Origin of the sequence: Rhodoligotrophos defluvii, assembly GCF_005281615.1 — a bacterium.
In the GTDB taxonomy this organism is placed as follows: Bacteria; Pseudomonadota; Alphaproteobacteria; order Rhizobiales; family Im1; genus Rhodoligotrophos; species Rhodoligotrophos defluvii.
On record NZ_SZZM01000004.1, the window covers coordinates 64,443 to 82,654 of the forward strand.

Annotated in this window: 20 protein-coding genes and 1 pseudogene; 19 read left to right on the top strand and 2 right to left on the bottom strand. The window is 66.1% G+C overall.

Annotated elements, in window-relative coordinates; all coding sequences use genetic code 11:
• The first annotated feature begins 11 nt into the window (after nucleotides 1-11).
• The 13 genes from E4P09_RS17415 (at nucleotide 12) to E4P09_RS17475 (ending at nucleotide 10,667) form a co-directional block, all read left to right on the top strand.
• On the top strand, nucleotides 12-944 hold the full coding sequence (locus E4P09_RS17415; protein ID WP_137390903.1) for a DnaJ C-terminal domain-containing protein: 933 nt from the start codon (nucleotides 12-14) through the stop codon (nucleotides 942-944).
• Entirely contained in the window at nucleotides 945-1,280 is a 336-nt protein-coding gene (locus E4P09_RS17420) for a chaperone modulator CbpM (RefSeq protein WP_137390904.1), read from the top strand.
• A gap of 40 nt (nucleotides 1,281-1,320) precedes the next feature.
• Nucleotides 1,321-1,965 (top strand): MBL fold metallo-hydrolase, encoded by a 645-nt coding sequence (locus E4P09_RS17425; RefSeq protein WP_137390905.1) that lies wholly within the window; start codon nucleotides 1,321-1,323, stop codon nucleotides 1,963-1,965.
• An 8-nt stretch (nucleotides 1,966-1,973) separates the two neighbouring features.
• The gene (cobF, locus tag E4P09_RS17430) at nucleotides 1,974-2,738 is read left to right on the top strand and encodes a precorrin-6A synthase (deacetylating) (RefSeq protein WP_137390906.1); all 765 of its coding nucleotides are present in this window, start codon (nucleotides 1,974-1,976) and stop codon (nucleotides 2,736-2,738) included.
• Between the two features lie 175 nt (nucleotides 2,739-2,913).
• The gene (locus tag E4P09_RS17435) at nucleotides 2,914-3,273 is read left to right on the top strand and encodes a LapA family protein (RefSeq protein WP_239025254.1); all 360 of its coding nucleotides are present in this window, start codon (nucleotides 2,914-2,916) and stop codon (nucleotides 3,271-3,273) included.
• Between the two features lie 13 nt (nucleotides 3,274-3,286).
• Nucleotides 3,287-4,105 (top strand): hypothetical protein, encoded by an 819-nt coding sequence (locus E4P09_RS17440; RefSeq protein ID WP_137390908.1) that lies wholly within the window; start codon nucleotides 3,287-3,289, stop codon nucleotides 4,103-4,105.
• Between the two features lie 110 nt (nucleotides 4,106-4,215).
• A complete protein-coding gene (gene pyrF, locus E4P09_RS17445) occupies nucleotides 4,216-4,959 on the top strand; it encodes an orotidine-5'-phosphate decarboxylase (protein WP_137390909.1) in 744 nt (247 codons plus the stop codon).
• Complete coding sequence (locus tag E4P09_RS17450) at nucleotides 4,956-5,603, top strand: phosphoribosylanthranilate isomerase (RefSeq protein WP_137390910.1); 648 nt, start codon at nucleotides 4,956-4,958, stop codon at nucleotides 5,601-5,603. Before pyrF ends, E4P09_RS17450 begins: the two co-directional genes overlap by 4 nt.
• Nucleotides 5,604-5,653: 50 nt before the next feature.
• Nucleotides 5,654-6,877, top strand: a complete 1,224-nt coding sequence (gene trpB, locus E4P09_RS17455; RefSeq protein ID WP_137390911.1) for a tryptophan synthase subunit beta — start codon at nucleotides 5,654-5,656, stop codon at nucleotides 6,875-6,877.
• A gap of 4 nt (nucleotides 6,878-6,881) precedes the next feature.
• Complete coding sequence (gene trpA, locus E4P09_RS17460) at nucleotides 6,882-7,730, top strand: tryptophan synthase subunit alpha (RefSeq protein WP_137390912.1); 849 nt, start codon at nucleotides 6,882-6,884, stop codon at nucleotides 7,728-7,730.
• A gap of 88 nt (nucleotides 7,731-7,818) precedes the next feature.
• A complete protein-coding gene (gene accD, locus E4P09_RS17465) occupies nucleotides 7,819-8,769 on the top strand; it encodes an acetyl-CoA carboxylase, carboxyltransferase subunit beta (protein ID WP_137390913.1) in 951 nt (316 codons plus the stop codon).
• A gap of 30 nt (nucleotides 8,770-8,799) precedes the next feature.
• Nucleotides 8,800-10,131, top strand: a complete 1,332-nt coding sequence (locus tag E4P09_RS17470; RefSeq protein ID WP_137390914.1) for a bifunctional folylpolyglutamate synthase/dihydrofolate synthase — start codon at nucleotides 8,800-8,802, stop codon at nucleotides 10,129-10,131.
• A 248-nt stretch (nucleotides 10,132-10,379) separates the two neighbouring features.
• On the top strand, nucleotides 10,380-10,667 hold the full coding sequence (locus tag E4P09_RS17475) for a hypothetical protein (protein ID WP_137390915.1): 288 nt from the start codon (nucleotides 10,380-10,382) through the stop codon (nucleotides 10,665-10,667).
• A gap of 108 nt (nucleotides 10,668-10,775) precedes the next feature.
• On the opposite strand, the gene E4P09_RS17480 is transcribed toward E4P09_RS17475, so the two are convergent.
• Complete coding sequence (locus tag E4P09_RS17480; protein WP_137390916.1) at nucleotides 10,776-13,706, bottom strand: SEL1-like repeat protein; 2,931 nt, start codon at nucleotides 13,704-13,706, stop codon at nucleotides 10,776-10,778.
• A gap of 224 nt (nucleotides 13,707-13,930) precedes the next feature.
• Here E4P09_RS17480 and E4P09_RS17485 point away from each other — a divergent pair, with 224 nt between their 5' ends.
• The 6 genes and pseudogenes from E4P09_RS17485 (at nucleotide 13,931) to E4P09_RS17510 (ending at nucleotide 17,396) form a co-directional block, all read left to right on the top strand.
• A complete protein-coding gene (locus E4P09_RS17485) occupies nucleotides 13,931-14,362 on the top strand; it encodes a MerR family transcriptional regulator (RefSeq protein ID WP_137390917.1) in 432 nt (143 codons plus the stop codon).
• A 108-nt stretch (nucleotides 14,363-14,470) separates the two neighbouring features.
• Nucleotides 14,471-14,660 (top strand): annotated as a pseudogene (locus E4P09_RS17490) (acyl-CoA dehydrogenase family protein); the annotation flags it as partial.
• A gap of 8 nt (nucleotides 14,661-14,668) precedes the next feature.
• Nucleotides 14,669-15,112 carry a hypothetical protein gene (locus E4P09_RS17495; RefSeq protein ID WP_137390918.1) on the top strand — a complete coding sequence of 148 codons (444 nt, stop codon included), beginning with the start codon at nucleotides 14,669-14,671 and terminating at the stop codon, nucleotides 15,110-15,112.
• Entirely contained in the window at nucleotides 15,109-15,552 is a 444-nt protein-coding gene (locus E4P09_RS17500) for a secondary thiamine-phosphate synthase enzyme YjbQ (protein ID WP_137390919.1), read from the top strand. Before E4P09_RS17495 ends, E4P09_RS17500 begins: the two co-directional genes overlap by 4 nt.
• Before the next feature lie 26 nt (nucleotides 15,553-15,578).
• Nucleotides 15,579-16,241 (top strand): response regulator transcription factor, encoded by a 663-nt coding sequence (locus E4P09_RS17505; RefSeq protein WP_137390920.1) that lies wholly within the window; start codon nucleotides 15,579-15,581, stop codon nucleotides 16,239-16,241.
• A 144-nt stretch (nucleotides 16,242-16,385) separates the two neighbouring features.
• A complete protein-coding gene (locus E4P09_RS17510; RefSeq protein WP_137390921.1) occupies nucleotides 16,386-17,396 on the top strand; it encodes a DMT family transporter in 1,011 nt (336 codons plus the stop codon).
• 26 nt (nucleotides 17,397-17,422) lie between these two features.
• On the opposite strand, the gene E4P09_RS17515 is transcribed toward E4P09_RS17510, so the two are convergent.
• Entirely contained in the window at nucleotides 17,423-18,205 is a 783-nt protein-coding gene (locus tag E4P09_RS17515; protein ID WP_137390922.1) for a MetQ/NlpA family ABC transporter substrate-binding protein, read from the bottom strand.
• Between the last annotated feature and the right edge of the window lie 7 nt (nucleotides 18,206-18,212).

Sequence of the window (18,212 nt, forward strand, 5' to 3'; positions counted from 1 at the left end):
AAGGAAGACCGATGACCGCTGCGGATCCCTACAAGATCCTCGGGGTAGCCCGCGATGCCTCGGACAAGGACATTCAGAAAGCCTATCGGGCGCTGGCCAAGAAGCACCACCCCGACCTCAATCCGGGCGATGCGGAGGCAGAAAAGCGGTTCAAGGAAATCTCCGTCGCCTATGATCTGCTGAGCGACCCGGAGAAGCGGGCGCGCTATGATCGCGGCGAGATCGATGCCAGCGGCAACGAGCAGGCGCAGCATTACCAGCGCCGGTATTATCGCGACTATGCGGGGGGACCGGACAACGCCTATGCCAGCAGTGGCGCCTATGCCGATTTCACCGACATGGACGACATTCTCTCCGCGTTTTTCTCTCAGCGCGGTGCGGCCGGTGCAGGCGCCCGGACGATGAACATGCGGGGACGTGACGTGCAATATCGGCTTGAGGTGGAGTTCCTGGAGGCGGTGCTCGGCGGCAAGAAGCGCTTGGCCATGCCCGATGGCTCGACCATAGACGTCACCATTCCCCCCGGCACCCGCGACGGGCAGGTGCTGCGGCTCGCCGGCAAGGGGCAGCCGGGCATAGGCCAGGGCAAGGCGGGCGATGCCCTGGTCGAGATCTCCGTGCGGCCGCACCCCGTGTTCACCCGTGATGGCGATGATATTCGCATGGAGCTGCCGGTCACCCTCAAGGAGGCGGTGCTGGGTGGCAAGGTGCGGGCACCGACCCCGTCCGGAGCGGTGGACCTCACGCTGCCCAAATGGTCGAATACCGGCAAGGTCATGCGTTTGAAGGGCAAGGGCGTGCCCGGACGGAACGGGGCGGCCGGCGATCTCTATATAACGCTCAAGGTGGTGCTGCCCGATGCGCCGGATCCGGAGCTCGAAGCGTTCATGAACACGTGGGCCGGCAGCTCGGCTCAGGACCCGCGGCGAGGGATGGAGGTCTAGATGCTCACCATCACCGAGTTCAAGATGCGTGTCAGAGTGGAGAACCAGCAGCTGCACCGCTGGGTCGAGGCGGGCTGGATCATTCCCGTCGAGCAGGATGGCCAGCCCCGCTACTCCGAGCTCGACGTGGCCCGCGCCGCCCTGATCCGCGACCTGCAGCACGAGCTTGGGGTGAATGCCGAGGGCATCGACGTGATCCTCGGCCTGCTCGACCAGCTGCACGGGCTCCGTGCCACGGTCAGCGACCTCATGGAAGCCTTGTGTGCCCAGCCGCCCTCGGTTCGCGAGAAGCTCGTTGCCGATGCCCTGCGCCTCAAGGACAGCCGCCGCAGATAGAACGGATTTCGCCGATCACCCCCTAAGCAGGCTCCAATTCATGTCAGAACCCACCCTTCGCGCCGCCATCGTGCCGGTCACCTTGTTCCAACAGAACTGCACCCTCTTGTGGTGCGCGCAAACCAATCGCGGCGCGGTGATTGATCCGGGAGGCGATCTCGACCGGGTGCGGCAGGCGATTGCCCAGACTGGTATGGCTGTCGAGAAGATCGTGCTGACCCACGGCCATATCGACCACGCCGGCGGGGCTGCCGAGTTGAAGGAGGCCCTGGGCGTCGACATCGAGGGTCCGCACGAGGCGGATCTGTTTCTGCTGCAGGCCCTGGAGCAGACCGGGCGCGGCTATGGCATGATGGACGCCCGCAATGTGGTGCCCGACCGCTGGCTCAAGGACGGCGATGTCCTGCAGATCGGAAATCAGAGCTTCGATGTTCTTCATTGCCCCGGCCATTCGCCGGGCAGCGTCGTTTTCGTCAATGCTGAAAATCGGCTGGCCATTGTGGGCGATGTGCTGTTTGCCGGCTCCATCGGCCGCACCGACCTGCCGGGCGGCAACCATGACACTCTGCTCCGGTCCATCCGCGATCAGCTCATGCCGTTGCCCGACGACTATGCCTTCATCTGCGGGCACGGGCCCACAAGCACCATCGGCCGGGAACGGGCGACGAACCCATTCCTCGTCTGAGGCGGCGCGTGCGCAAGGTCTATGTCATCGGCATCGGCGCGGGCGATCCCGAGCACGTGACGGTTCAGGCGATCGAGGCCTTGAACAGGGTCGATGTGTTCTTCGCCATGGACAAGGGGCCGGCCAAGGCGGACCTGCTGCGGCTGCGCACCGAGATCTGCCGGCGCTTTATCCGCGGCCGGCAGTACCGCACGGTTGAGGTGGCCGACCCGGTGCGCGACAAGGCAGCGGCGGATTACCATGCGGGTGTGCGGGCGTGGCACGGGCAGCGCGCGGTGATCTACGAGGCGCTGATTCGCGACGAGCTGGACGAGGACGGGTGCGGCGCCTTTCTCAGCTGGGGCGAGCCGTCGCTCTATGACAGCACGCTGCGCATCCTCGATCAGGTGGCGGCGCGCGGCAACGTCGCCTTCACCTACGAGATGATCCCGGGCATCAGCAGCCTGCAGGTGCTGGTGGCGCGGCACCGGATTCCCATGAACCGCATCGGCGAGAGCATCCGCATCACCACCGGCAGGCAGCTGGCGGAGGGCCAGGTTCGCCCGATCGACAACGTGTTCGTGATGCTGGATGGGGAATGTGCCTTCAAACGCTGTGTGGGCGATGATCTTCTGATCTATTGGGGCGCCTATCTCGGCACCGACAAGGAGCTTCTCATCGCCGGCCCGCTCGATGCGGTGGCCGGTCGCATCGAACAGGTGAGGGCCGAGGCGCGTGCCCGCCACGGCTGGATCATGGATGCCTATCTGCTGCGCCGCCCGGGCAAGATGTGAGCATGATCCACCCGCGCTGGGGCATTCGCACGGGCGCCTCCGGTAGAGCGCATGGGGCGGATGATGCTGTCTGTCCGCCTCCGTTCTGATATGCTACCGAGCTGATTTGCCGGTGGCGCGGATGGCCGGCCCTCCTGGTCGCCCGCTGTCACATACGCCGCAATGGAGTGCTGGCTTGAAGCGCATCCTCTCATGGATCTTGGGCATCCCCGTCGCTCTCTTCGTCATTGTCGTGGCCGTCGCCAACCGGCGGCCGGTGGTGTTCTCCCTCGACCCCTTCGAGATGGAACGGCCGTGGTTTTCCGTTGAGATGCCCCTCTACGCCCTTCTTGTCGCCACCATCATCCTGGGTATGCTGATCGGCGGCACATCCGCCTGGATCAGCCAGGGGAAGTGGCGCCGGGAAGCGCGCCTGCGCCGCCAGGAGGTGCGCAGGCTGGAATCGGAGCGGGATCTCAGCCGTGCTCAGACACAGCAGCAGACGCCGCCTGTGCCGCGCACCACGCAGGTGCCCGCACCGCTCCACCCTGTATGACCCTGTGAGCGCCATGCGCAAGGCACTGGCTGGAGCCCTGGTGCTGATCGGGATTGCAGCAAGCACCGCGCCGGCCCAAGCGGCCGTGCGCGCCGTGGTGGGTGTCACGCCGGAAGGCGAGACCTGCTTTTTGGGCGGCGCCCAGGCCGGAAGCTTCCTGTCGGCCGAGCAGGTCGCACGGCAGGCTTCGTTCAACCAGCCCTATGTGCTCGCCAATCTCACGGGCCTGCTGCAGCAGGTAACCGCCATCGGCATGCCGGCGCTCACCGAGACGGGCGATTGCGAGGCAAGCTACATGGTCGAGCTCGCGCTGGCGGAGGGCCAGCCCGGCGCCTTCGCCGTCGCCCTGTCGGGGAGCGAGAGCGAAGCCAAAGCCTTGCTGCCGGCGAGCATCAGCCTGGAGAAGCCGGACGGCCGCGCCCGCCGCGTGCTCGGCGATCACCTCGAGGCGGCCGGCCTTGCAAAGCCCGAGCTCAAGTTCAAGCAAGTCATCTCCGTCGATCTGGACGGCGACAAGCGCGACGAGCTGATCGTCAATGCGGCCCACCTGGGCGAAGAGGGTGCCGGCCCCGGCGATTATTCCGTGCTGCTCGTCGTGAAGGGCGACGAGGTCATCCCGATCCATTCTGACGTCGTGCCGCCGGAGGACCAGCAATCCGAAATTCTGCCGGCGCTCTTGGACAACGAGGTCGTGGCCGTGGTCGACCTGGACGGCGATGGCATCTTCGAGATCGTGAATTACAGCGCGTTCGACTTTGGTGACGGCTGGGAGCTGGTTAGCCTCAAGCAAGGCAAGGCCAAGCATCTGCTCTGGTGCGGGTGCGGCGGCTAGATCACCGGGCGTGGCGGCCCCTGGCGGTTCATCTCAGGCCAGATTTTGTGCCTTTTCGGGCTGGCCTCTGCTATAAGCCCGCTCCAGGCAAATAAGACGTCGCGAGCGCCATGAGCCCTTATCCGAACCCGATCTGCGTCGCCTTGGATACACCTGATCTCGACCGGGCCGTCGGCTTGGCCCGCGCGCTCGCGGGCGCTGTGGGCTTCGTCAAGCTGGGCCTCGAATTCTTCTATGCCCACGGCGCGGCTGGTTATCAGCGCGTCGCCGAATGTGGCATTCCGGTGTTTCTCGATCTCAAGCTGCACGACATTCCCAACACGGTGGCCGGTGGTCTCCGATCGCTGATGCGCCTGCCCATCCTCCCCGCGATCGTCAATGTCCATGCCTTGGGCGGGGCGGCCATGCTGACCGCCGCCCGCGAGGCGGTCCACGCGGTGCCGTCCCCCGATCGCCCCAAGCTCGTCGCCGTCACCGTTCTCACCAGTCTCGATGCCATCGACCTTGCAACGCTCGGCTTCGACATGAGCGAGGGGGCCGACGCGGCCCATCATGCCCTGCAGCTTGCCGCCATCGCCGCCGGTTGCGGTCTTGACGGCGTGGTGTGCGGCCCGGCGGAGGTGGCCGCCATGCGCGCGGGCTTCGGCAGGCACTTCATGACGGTCGTGCCCGGCATCCGGCCGGGCGATGCCGCCACCGGCGATCAGAAGCGGATTGCCACACCGGGTGACGCGATCAAGGCCGGCGCCCATATTCTGGTAGTCGGCCGGCCGATCACCGCCGCTTCCGATCCGTTGGCGGCGGTGCGGACGATCAAGGCCGAAGTCGATTTGGCGCATGAGGCAGCCGTTTGAGCGTAAGGGTCAAGATCTGCGGCATCAGCGAGCCCGCCACTTTGCAGGCCGCCCTGGAAGCGGGTGCCGACATGGTCGGCTTCGTCTTCTATGCGCGCAGTCCCCGCAACGTGACGATCGCGCAGGCCGCCAGCCTCGCGGCGCTCGTCGGCAGGCGCGCGCGCAAGGTGGTGCTCACGGTCGATGCGGATGACGCCGCAATCGCAGCGATCGGCGCGGCGGTCTCCCCCGACTTCATCCAGGCGCACGGAGCCGAAAGCCCGGAACGTGTGGCCGAGATCGCCGAGCGCTTCGGCGTGCCGGTGATCAAGGCGGTGCGCGTGAGCGGCGCCGATGCTGCGGCGGAAGCGCGGAGCTATCGTGGTGCCGCTGAGATGGTCCTGTTCGATGCGGCGCCGCCGCGGACAGCGGCCGCGCTGCCCGGCGGCAACGGCATTGCCTTCGACTGGTCGCTCCTCGCGGCCGCCAAGCCGGAGGGGCCGTTCGTGCTCTCCGGCGGCCTCGATGCGGACAATGTGGGCGAGGCGATCCGCTTGACCGGCGCGCCCATCGTGGATGTCTCCTCCGGCGTCGAAACCGCGCCCGGCCGCAAGGATGCGGCCCTGATCAGGAATTTCATTGAGGCAGCGAAGGCTGCGGGCTAAGAAACCTGCGTGATCCCATCATATCGGCACGAAGTCAGCGCGATTTTCGAATGAACAAGACCGCCCCCATCGCCAACACGTTCCGCTCCGGGCCCGACGAGCGCGGTCACTTCGGCAACCATGGCGGCCGTTTCGTCGCGGAAACCTTGATGCCGCTGATCCTGTCGCTGGAGCAGGCCTACAACGCGGCCAAGGTCGACCCGGCCTTCCATGCGGAGCTTGACGGGCTGCACAAGACCTATTCGGGGCGCCCGAGCCCGCTCTATTTCGCCGAGCGGATGACGGAGCATCTCGGCGGCGCCAAGATCTACTTCAAGCGCGAGGAGCTCAATCACACCGGCTCCCACAAGATCAACAATTGCCTGGGCCAGGTGCTGCTTGCCCGCCGCATGGGCAAGACGCGGATCATCGCGGAGACGGGCGCTGGCCAGCATGGCGTCGCGGTCGCGACCGTCTGCGCCCGCTTCGGCCTGCCCTGCGTCATCTATATGGGCGAGACCGACGTCGCCCGTCAGAAGCCCAACGTGTTCCGCATGAAGCTGCTCGGCGCCGAGGTCCGCCCGGTAACCTCCGGCTCGCGCACCCTCAAGGATGCCATGAACGAAGCCCTGCGCGACTGGGTCTCGAATGTGGAAGACACCTTCTACATCATCGGCACCGCCGCGGGGCCGCATCCCTACCCGGCCATGGTGCGCGATTTCCAGGCCATCATCGGCGAGGAGGCGCGGGCGCAGATCCTGGAGGCGGAAGGGCGGCTGCCTGATGCGTTGGTGGCGGCGGTCGGTGGCGGCTCCAATGCCATCGGCCTGTTCTATCCCTTCCTCGACGAGCGCGACGTCGCCATCTATGGCGTGGAGGCCGCCGGCCGCGGTCTGGGCACCGATGAGCATGCGGCCTCCATCAGCGGCGGCCGGCCGGGCGTGCTCCACGGCAACCGCACCTATCTGCTGCAGGACGAGGACGGGCAGATCAAGGAGGCCCACTCCATCTCGGCCGGGCTCGACTATCCCGGCATCGGGCCGGAGCATTCCTGGCTCAATGATGTCGGCCGGGTCAAGTATGTCCCCATTACGGACCGGGAGGCCCTCGCCGCGTTCCAGAGCGTCACCCGGCTCGAGGGCATTATTCCCGCCCTCGAGAGCGCGCACGCCCTGGCCTATGTGGAGAAGCTCGCGCCCACCATGGGCAGTGACCGGATCATCATCGCCAATTTCAGCGGCCGCGGCGACAAGGACGTATTCGCCGTGGCCGACCATCTCGGCGTGGAGATGTGAGCCGATGACCGCCCATCACCGCACGCGCATCGACGATCGCTTTGCCGCGCTGGCCGCGGAGGGCCGCGCGGCCCTGGTGACCTTCATCACCGCTGGCGACCCTGATCATGGCACCTCGCTCGCCATTCTGAAGGGACTTCCGGCCGCCGGGGCTGATGTGATCGAGCTGGGCATGCCTTTCACCGATCCCATGGCCGATGGGCCGGCGATCCAAGCCTCGTCCCTGCGTGCCTTGGCCGCCGGCCAGACGCTCAAAAAGACGCTGGACCTTGTCCGGGAATTCCGCGTCAGCGACAATGCGACGCCGCTGGTGCTGATGGGATATTACAACCCCATCTATAGCTATGGCGTGGAGCGGTTCCTGACCGATGCCCGCACCGCCGGCGTCGACGGGCTGATCGTGGTGGATCTGCCGCCGGAGGAGGATGGCGAGCTCTGCCTTCCCGCGCTGCAGGCCGGCCTCAATTTCATCAGGCTGGCCACGCCGACGACAGACGAGAAGCGGCTTCCGGCGGTTCTGAACAACACCAGCGGTTTTGTCTACTACGTCTCGATCACCGGCATCACCGGCACCCGTGCCGCGGAGGCGGCCTCCATACGGCAGGCGCTCGAGCGCATCCGCGCACACACGCGGCTTCCCATCGCGGTCGGGTTCGGCGTCAAGACGGCCGCACAGGCCGCGGCCATCGCCGCCCATGCCGACGCGGTGGTGGTCGGCTCGGCCCTGGTCGAGGCCATCCGTGCAAGTCTTGACGGCAGTGTGGCCAGCGCGCGTACAGTGGGCGAGGTGCACGGGCTGGTCAGGTCGTTGGCGCAAGGGGTACGCGGCGCCCGCGCCGCGGCGGCGGAATAGCAAGCGGCAAACCACGTTCCTGCATTTTCCCTTGCACCGAAGGGAACACGGAGCCATTTGCTTACCGGCGCCTGGAGAGGACAATTTCGTGAACTGGATCAAGAATTTCGTCCGGCCGAAGATCAGCAACATCCTGTCCCGCCGGGAGGTGCCGGAGAACCTCTGGGTGAAATGCCCCGAGACCGGCCAGATGGTGTTTTACCGCGACCTGGAGGCGAACCAGTTCGTCATTCCCGGCAGCGATTACCACATGCGCATGCCGCCGGCGACGCGCCTGAAGAGTGTGTTCGATGATGGAGAATACCAGCAGATCGACAGCCCGAAGGTTGCCTCCGATCCGCTGAGGTTCCGCGACCAGCGCAAATATGTGGACCGGCTCAAGGAGGCGCGCCAGAAGACCGGGCGCGACGATGCGGTATTGGCAGGCGCCGGCAAGCTGGACGGCGTCGAGGTGGTGGCCGCCGTGCAGGATTTCGAGTTCATGGGCGGCTCGCTCGGCATGGCCGCCGGCGAGAGCATCATCGCGGCCATGCAGGCGGCTGTTGCGCGCAAGGCCCCCTTCCTCCTGTTCGTTGCGTCAGGCGGCGCGCGCATGCAGGAGGGCATCCTCTCGCTCATGCAGATGCCGCGCACCACGGTGGCGGTGGAAATGCTGCGCGACGCCGGCCTGCCTTACATCGTGGTGCTCACCAACCCGACCACCGGCGGCGTCACCGCGTCCTACGCCATGCTGGGCGACATCCATATCGCCGAGCCGGGAGCGCTGATCGGCTTTGCCGGGCCGCGCGTCATCGAGCAGACCATCCGGGAAAAGCTGCCCGAGGGCTTCCAGCGCTCGGAATATCTGCTGGAGCATGGCATGGTCGACATGGTCGTGCACCGGCACGAGCTGCGCGCCACGCTCAGCCGGCTCGTGCGCATGTTGATGAAGGTGCCCGAGCCGCTGCTGGTGCCTGCGCCGGACGATGCAAAATCCGTCGCTCTCATCGATGCGCCTGTCCACGCGCAAGGCGAAACTGCCACGGAATCCACCCACTGATTCGGGCTCTGCCCGCCAGGAGATCGGCCAATGTCGCTCAGCGACGCCATCCTGACACGACTGACCGCGCTTCACCCGAAGATCATCGACCTGTCGCTGGATCGGATGTGGCGCATCCTCGCCGCGCTCGATCACCCGGAGCGCCGGCTGCCGCCGGTCATCCATGTGGCCGGCACCAACGGCAAGGGCTCCGTGGTGGCGTTCCTGCGCGCCATGCTGGAAGCGGCTGGCAAGAGCGTGCACGTCTACACCTCGCCGCATCTCGTCCACTTTCACGAGCGCATAAGGCTGGGTGCCCCGGGCGGCGGCGAGTTCATCAGCGATGCCGCGCTCTCGGCTCTGCTGGAGGAATGCGAACAGCGCAACGGCGGGGAGCCGATCACCTTTTTCGAGATCACCACCGCCGCGGCCTTCCTCGCCTTCTCGCGCAACCCTGCTGACTATCTCATCCTGGAGGTCGGCCTCGGCGGCCGGCTGGATGCCACCAACGTGGTCGATCCGCTGGCCAGCGTGATCACCATGGTGGATTATGACCACCAGCAATTCCTGGGCGACACGCTCACCGAGATCGCCACCGAGAAGGCCGGCATCATCAAGCGGGGCCGTCCCTGCATTCTCGGCGTGCAGGGCGAGGAGGCGCTGGCCGCCATCGAGCACGTCGCCAGCCGGCTCGGCGCCCCGCTCATCGTGGCCGGCCAGGAATGGCAGGCCTTCGAGCAGCATGGCCGGCTGGTCTATGAGGACATGCAGGGGCTGCTCGACCTGCCGCTGCCGCGCCTCAATGGCCGCTTTCAGATCGACAATGCCGGTCTTGCCATCGCCACCCTGCGCGCGCTCGACATGCCGGGGGTCGGCGAGGCCGAGATCGCCAGGGGCCTGCAGAGCGCCTACTGGCCCGCCCGTCTCGAGCGCCTCGATGCCGGGCCCCTCAATGCGCTGCTGCCGGCCGGTGCGGAGCTGTGGCTCGACGGCGGCCACAACGAATCGGCAGGCCGGGTGCTCGCGGCGAGCATGGCGGAGATCGAGGAGCGCGTCTCGCGTCCCCTGCTGATCATCTGGGGCATGCTGAACACCAAGGATCCCGGCGCGTTCATACGGTCCTTCGCCGGCCTCGCGCGGCGGGTGATCACCCTCACCATCCCCGGCGAGCCGAACGCGGTGGACGCGACCGTGCTGGCCACCATCGCCGCGGAGCACGGCATAGAAAGCGAGATTGCGGCCTCGCTGCCTGATGCCCTGCGCAGGGCGGGCTTGCCGGTCAGCGAGGTCGCCCCGCGCGTGCTGATCTGCGGCTCGCTCTATCTCGCCGGCCATGTGCTCGCCGCCCACGAGAGCAGCCTGCAATCCGGCGGCCCGGCCTGAGCAGAATTGTCGGCTGCCCGAATCAGCAAAGCAGCAAGCTGATCGACCGTGCAAGAACTCTGCACAGAGATCAAATCGAGGCCAAATCGCGCCTGTCGCGCTGGATTGCCTTGGAATCCGCCCGCGCGCCACGGTTGCCGGTCGGCAACACAGCTCCCCAAACCTTAACATTTTTTGTGATCCGTCGCTAAACGTCTCTACTTTCGCCCGGAATTGGCTAGAATTGGTTAACGGACGAGGGTGGACGCATGTTGGAAACGGATGATCACTACCGTCGCCTTCAAGCGCTTGCAGAGGGCTCCGGGTTCTCGGTTCGAAAGCGGGTTGTTCCCGCACTGATCGAAAAGGGCCGCATCTTCTACATCGTGGACACGCGGAACGAGCTTGATTCCTTCGGCGATTTCGCGACGCTGGATGAGGCGGAAGCGTTCCTGAATTTCCTGATTCGCATTCGGCGCGAGCGTGAGTGCCCCCCGCCGATGCCGGCGCCGACCGGCGCGTCTCTGGGGCGGGAAAAGTCGCTCGCGGCGGCCTGAGTTTTTGATTCGAGCATTTTCGAGCGAAGTGGACACTGGTTCGCGGAAGCGCTCTAAAATGCGGACGGGGCTGTGGCGCCCGGCAGGCGCCACGGCGGGGCTGCGCGTTCAGTTGGTGATCGCGAGATCGGCGCGGCGGCCCGGCGTGCGCTGGGGCTGCCAGCCTTCATCGAAGGCCACGGTGTTGGCGTCCTGCCGCGGCAGCCGGGGACGCCAGCGAGCCACCGCGGCCTCGGCCTCTTCGATCTGCTGGAGGGTCAGTTGGCGTTTGAGGGCGTTGGCTCTCTGGGCCGCTTCGGCATCGCCGGATCGGCCGCAGAGGGTCAGCCAGAAATAGGCATCGCGGAGATTGCGCACCACGCCCAGGCCCTGCTCCAGCAGGACGCCGTAATTGTACTGGCTGTCGCGGATGCCATATTCGGCCGCAGCGCCGAACCAGTATGCGGCCTTGGCGTAGTCCGGCGCGCCCTGATCGTCGCCGGCATAGGCCACGGCCAGGTTGTGCATGGCTTTGATATTGCCCTTCTCCGCCGCCCGCTTGTACCAGACCCGCGCGGTCGCAAGGTCGCGCGGCACGCCTGTGCCCCGCTCGAACATCATCCCCAGCCGGTATTGGGCGGGCGCCAGGCCCTGCGCGGCCGCCTTCTGGAACCAGCGCAGGGCGAGGATCGGCTCGCTTTGCCCTTCGCCCTCGAGCAGCTCCGTGGCCACCAGGAACTGGGCGGCGGGACTGCCGGAGAGGGCCGCCCGCCGCAGGGCCGGCGAGCCGATGCGCTCGGGCAGGCCGTCCCGCGTGGCTGCGGTGCCGCGCGTCATGGTCACCACGGTGCCCCGCCCATCTTCACGGTCCGGAGACGCGCTGGCTGAAGAAGCGGCGGTGCTCAGCCCGGCCGGAACCGCAGCGATGGTGGGAACGGTGAGGAGCGAGGAGCTCTTGCCGATCGAGCCGGTGGTCGGAGGGTCGGCGGGCCTGCCTTCATCCGGCTTCGCGAAAGGCGCCGTCAGCTTGCCTAGCCAGTCCGAGGCCTGGGTTGCGCTCCATAGCGACTGACCCAGCCCTTCGATCCGGTCGAGCAGGGGCGCCTGCGCCCCGCCTGCCGGCGACGGCGTGCCGGCAAGCCGGGAAGAGCCGATGTCGTCCTTCGTGGCGACCGGCGCTTCCGTCTGCCGTCCGCTGATGCTGTAGGCGGATACGGCGAGGAGCAGCAGCACGGCGCCGGCCAGGATCAGGGGCTTGCGGCGGGCGGCTGCCTCCTCCGTAGCCGACCCCTCGGAAGCATCCTCGCCGCCACGGCGGCCGAGGCCCCGCAGCCGGCTCAGCGGGTTGAAGCGCCGCGTGGCCGGCTCTGGCGCCGCTGCGGAAGCCTGGGCGGCGCGACGGGCGGCGGCGATGAAGTCGTCCCGGCGGGTAATCGTCTCGATGGGCCGATCGGACGGGGAGGGGGGAGACACCTCTCCGCCCTCTTCGCGCTCCGGCGCCTGCTCTTCCGATGGCGCTGGAGCATCCGGCGGAGCGCCGGCAGTCTCGCCTTCGGACGGCGGCTCTCCTTCAGCCAAGCGCGCCGCGGGCGGGGCTTCCTCTGGCATTGCCTCGCCCTCGCTGGGCTTTTCCTCGGCAACGTCATCGCCACTGACCGGTACGCGGATGTCGCGCAGAACCTCGGGGATATCGGCCGCGCGGCCCTCGTCGCCATGAGCCGTTGGCGCCGAAGGCCCCGGCTGTTCGCCCGAACCGCCGTCCTGCAGCCGTTGTTCCACGGCCGCGAGGCGGTCCACGATCTTCTGCAGGGTTTCGTGGACAACCAGCAGCGTCTGCTGCGTCTGCTGGTCCGATTCGGCCAGGCTGCGCTTCACGGCCGCAAGCCCGCTCTGCAGCGCCTGCAGCTCGGCCGAGGGGCCGGCCCTGAGCTCAAGGCTGCGGCCGACCGCTTCTTCCGCCGTGCGTGTGGCGAGCGCGCGCGTCTCGACCTTGCTCTGCTCCATGGCCTTGAACAGGTCGGCCACGCTGCGCTCCACCGCGTCGATGTCGTCGAAACGCCGCTCGATGGTGGCCAGCTTGTCGGTCAGCGCCACGATGTGGCTCTGCAGCTCGATGAGCACCGCGCTGCTGGGCTGGTTCTCGATGGCGGTCCGCACACGGCCGTCCAGCTCGTCCACCCGATTGGCGAGCTCGGCGACCTGCGCGTCCATCGCCGAAGAGCCCCGCTCGCTTTCCACCGAATAGAGCCGCTGCGACAGGATTTCGATCTGCCGATAAAGGTCCTCGTAATCCCCAGGCCCGCCACCCTCCGCCCGGGCTTCCCCGATGAGCCGCGACATCCGCCGCTCGCTCTCGCGAATCTCTTCGCGCAGCCCGCCCATTGTGGCCTCTGCCGAGCGCTTCGCCGCCGCTTCGATGTTCTGCTCCGCCGCCTCGATCCGCGCGGTCACCGCATCGACGCGCCGTTCGAGCGCCCCGAGCTCCTGCCCGCCGGCGCGGCCGGGCACGGGCTGCGCGGCCGCGGCTTGCGCGCTCAGGCCGGCCAGGCGCTCGTGAAGCGCAAGGAGTGCGTCGCGGCTGCGCTGCTCGTTGCTGGCGATATGGTCGAGGATCCGGCGCAGTGCGGTTTCGATGGCCGCGGAGAGATCGGCCGAGGAGCTGGTCTGGTTCTGGCTCACCTGCCGTGCGATGCCGGAGAGGCGGTCATTGATGGCCGCGAACGCCTCCACGGTGCGCCGCTCGTGGCGGTCGACCCTGGCGAGCAGCGCCTCTACGGGCTCCTGTGCCGCCCGGTGCTCGAACAGTCGCCCGGCCGCGGTCTGCTGCTGCGCGCGCGTCAGGTCGGCGAGCTTCTGCTCCAGATCTTCGATCCGCTGCTGGATGACGGGCGCGGCTGGTCCTGCGCCTTGGGTGGCGCTTGCTGGCTTCCCCGAGCTCTCGTGGATGACCGCGGTCAGCCACTGCCCGAGCGTCACGCCGCTTTTCCGCGCCGCCTCCTTCGCTGCCAGCCGGGCGTCAGGATCGATGCCTTTGATGCTCCATGGGGCGCCGGCTGTCATTCGCGATCACTCACCATAACGGACGGCCCCTGTCGGGACCCAGGACCCAGTGCGACGGCTTGCGGCCGGTGTCGAGGGAATCACTCGGATAAAAGTTAACCAGGACGGTAAATTATAAGTTAACGGCCCTTTATCCTTGCGGGCTTCCGGCTCTACGGCACGATAGCTACTGGTTGACGTGGACGTCACCTGTTACATAGGGAGAAAATGTCTGGAGAAGGCGCATGGTTCAAAAAGACGTCGCTCAGCCGGATCGTGCGAAGATCTACAGCATCTCCGATCTCTGCGAAGAGTTTGATGTCACCCCGCGGACGCTTCGCTTCTACGAGCAGAAGGGACTGCTGTCGCCCACCCGCAGGGGGTGGACCCGGCTGTTCAGCTACCGCGACCGGGCCCGGCTCCGCCTCATACTGCGCGGCAAGCGGGTGGGGCTGTCGCTGGAGGAGATCAAGGAGATCCTCGACCTCTATCACCTGCGCAACGGCCATGTCCGCCAGCTGCGCGCCGCCTCGCAAACGCTGCGGGCGCGCCTGGACGATCTCAAGCTGCAGAGGCGGGAGCTGGACGAGACCATTGCCGATCTCGAGCGCACCTGCACCATCGTTGACGGCATGCTGAGGGAGAAGGAAAAGCTTGCATCCGCAATGGCCGATTGAGCCGGAAATCGAGGGTGTGGCAACGGAATGGGGTGGCTTCAACCTTCAATCCGCCTCGGCCCGAATGGATGAACCAGGAGGTCGACATGGCCGGGGTTTCGGCGCGCCGCCGCGCGGGCAAAGTATTGTCTGACTGACCTTGCAGCGCAAGATCATCGATAACTGCCTTCAATTGCACGGCGGTTACGGTTATATGAACGAATATCCGCTCACACGCATGTTTCGCGATGCACGCGTTGAGAGGATCTGTGGCGGTACCGGCGAGATCATGAAGACGCTGATCTCGCGAAGCCTGTGAGGCGAGGCATGACCAGTGATTTGCGGCACGTCCTGAGCAAGGCCCGGTGCCGTGCAGCGTGCATGGTGCTGGTGGTTCTCCTCGCCGTGCCGGCGCAGGCGGAGAATACCCGCTATACCATTGAGGAAACCAGCGATGGCGGCTTTGTGCGCGTCGATCAGCAGACCGGCGGAATGCTGAAATGCGCTGGCGAGCGCGATGCGATCTCCTGCGTGCCCATCAACGATGACAGCCAGAAGCTGCGGGAAGAGAACGCCGAGCTGCGCGCCGAGAACAGCGCGTTGAAGCAGCGGGTGGCGGAACTCGAACAGGCGGCCAAGGCGCCCGAGGCCACCGTCAAGGGTTCCACGGAAAAGCAGCTTGACCAGATCGCCGGCTTCTTTGAAGACATGGTGCGGCGCTTGTTCAGGTTTGCGCAGTCGCTTCAAGAAAAGCCGGGCGAGGAGATTTGAATTCGCGCATCATACAATTTACGGGTATTCTCGAGGTCGCCACTCAAGGCCAAGGCTTCGTGGACATCACGGGCCGGGTGGCCGCCTGGGTGAGGGAAAGGCAAGCGCAGGAGGGTCTGCTCACGCTGTTCATTCGCCACACGTCGGCATCCCTCGTCATCCAGGAGAATGCGGACCCTGACGTGCGGGTGGATTTGGTTGCCGCATTTGACCGGCTGGCGCCTCGCAACGCCGGCTATCTCCACCGGGTGGAAGGGCCAGACGACATGCCAGCGCATATCAAAGCAACCTTGGCCGGCGCCAACGTGGCGGTGCCCGTGAACGATGGTCGGCCCATGCTTGGCACCTGGCAAGGCATCTATGTGTTCGAGCATCGCGACCGGCCGCACCGCCGCGAAGTGGCGCTTCACTACATCGGAACCGCGAGAGCTGAAGCATGAGGAATGGTGCGGGGAAGGACGCGGCGATGGCCGGATATCATTTCATCATCGCCGATGATCATCCCTTGTTCCGCGATGCATTGCGACATGCTCTCACCGCTGCCTATGACGGGGTGCAGGTCAAGGAAGCGGGTTCGCTCGACGAGGTCACCGCGTTGCTGGAGGCCGACGATGCCGTCGACCTCCTGCTGCTCGATTTGAAGATGCCCGGCGTGCAGGGCCTTGCCGGCCTCGCCTATCTGCGGGCGCAATTTCCCGATGTCCCCACCGTGGTGGTCTCCGCCACCGAGGATCTTCCGGTGATCAGGCGGGCGGTCGCCCTCGGCGCATCGGGCTTCATCCCGAAGTCGACCCCGGTGAGTGCGATCCGCGAGGCGGTGAGGGAAGTGCTGGCCGGGGGTGTGTGGCTGCCGCCGGACATCGATGCGGCGGGCGCCGCCGACGACGAGACCGATGCCGTCGCCCGTCGGCTCGCGACGCTCACGCCGCAACAGGTTCGCGTGCTGATGATGCTGAGGGAGGGCTTGCTGAACAAGCAGATCGCCTATGCCCTGGGCGTTTCGGAGGCGACCGTCAAGGCGCATGTTTCCGCCGTGCTGCAGAAGCTCGGCGTCGAGAGCCGGACCCAGGCGGTGATCGCGGTCGGCCGCATCGATGAAGAACGCGGACAGTCCGACCCGGTGAATTGATCCGGGCAGTCAATATCGACAAAGATGACCCAAAGATGAACGGACGTCTTCGCGGCGTGCATGGCTCGCCTGCGAAATGCGCGCTTTAAAAATGTCCGGATCCCGAGCACAAGCATAGCTTGAGGCGTCTTCTCGGAGAGTCCAATGGCTTCCGTTCCCGCAGCCGCGCCCGCGTCTGCGTTCCACCTGTTCAAGTTTGCCGGAATTCAGGGGAGGTTCAGCCGATTGGTCGCGTGCGACGGCGCGACCAAGGGGGTCCTGCTCATCGTGCTGGCCACCGTGTTCTTCTCGGTTTCGGACATCGCCGCCAAATATCTCACCGAAACCATTGGCGCCATCCAGATCGCCTGGATGCGCTATGTGGTCTTCTGTCTCCTGGTGGTCCCGTGGGCGCTGTATCGCGGCGGTTGGGGGATGTTCCACACCAGGCATCCCGGCCGGCAGGTGCTGCGTGGGCTATACATGGTGCTCTCCACCATACTGTTCGTCACCGGTCTCGCCTACCTGGACGTCGCCGACGCCACGGCCATCAACTTCGTCTCGCCTATCTTCATCACCGCACTCGCCATTCCGCTGCTCGGCGAGAAGGTCGGCATCAGGCGGTGGACGGCCGCGGCCATCGGATTGGCCGGTGTGCTCATCATCGTTCAGCCGGGATCGAGCGCCTTCCAGCTTGCGGCGCTGTTTCCGATTGCCGCCGCTGCGGTCTGGGCGCTCGCGGCCATCATCACCCGCGTCATGAATGACACGGAAAGCCCCCAGACGACCCTGGTCTATTCGGCCGTCGTCGGCCTCGCGGTGCTCAGTTTGCTCGTCCCGTTCGAATGGCGGATGCCCGGAATGGCGGAGATCGCCATCGGCAGCCTCATCGGCTTGTCGTCGACTCTGGCGCACTGGCTGTTCGTGCTGGCCTACCGCCATGCCAATGCCTCCGTGCTGGCGCCCTTCTCCTACATCCAGATCATCTGGGCGAGCGGTATCGGTTTCCTGGTGTTCAGCACGTTGCCCGGCTTGTGGACCTATGTGGGCGGCGCGATCATCGCGGCGAGCGGCCTTTATACAGCGCACCGTGAACGGCTGGTTGCACGTGAGGCCGCTCGCAATGAGCAAGCGGCTGCTACGGCCGAGGTGAAGCCGGCTGCCGGTTCAAACTGAGTACCACCGCAGCCGCACCGCTGATCTCACCAACTCGGCAGAACCGCGCCGCCGAAGCGCTCGTTCACGAAGGCCTTGATCTCCGGCGTCTTGTAGGCGGCGATCAGGTCCTTCACCCATTGCGCATCCTTGTCCTTGCTGCGCACCGCAATGACGTTGACGTAAGGACCTTTCGGATCTTCGCGCAGAATGGCGCTGGTGGGCGCGATGCCCGCATCGACCGCGTAGTTGGTGTTGATCGCTGCCGCATCCACATCCGCCAGCGCCCGCGGCGTCTGCGCCGCTTCTAGCTCGATGATCTTCAGGCCCTTGGGATTGTCCACGATGTCGAGCGGCGTCGGCTTGAAGCCAACATCATCCTTCAGTTTGATAATGCCCTTGTCGCGCAGCAGCAGCAGGGCGCGCCCGCCATTGGTCGGGTCGTTCTGGATCGCGATGGTGGCGCCGTCCGGCACCTCGTCCCAGCTCTTGTATTTCGAGGAATAGATACCCATCGGAAAATTGATGGTGGTCGCCACCGACACGATGTCGAATTTGCGGTCCGCCACCTGGTTGTCGAGATAGGGCTGGTGCTGGAAGGAATTGGCGTCGAGCTCGCCTGCGTCGAGCGCGGCGTTGGGAATGACGTAGTCCGAGAACTCCACGATCTCGATGTCGAGCCCTTTCGCTTTGGCGGCGGGCTTGACCTTCTCCAGCACCTCCGCATGGGGCCCGGGGCTCACGCCCACCTTGATGGTCTTGGCCTCGGCGTGCCCGGCAAAGGCCGCAACGCCGATCGCGAGCGCGGCAAGATAGGTTTTCAGCGACATGGGACAG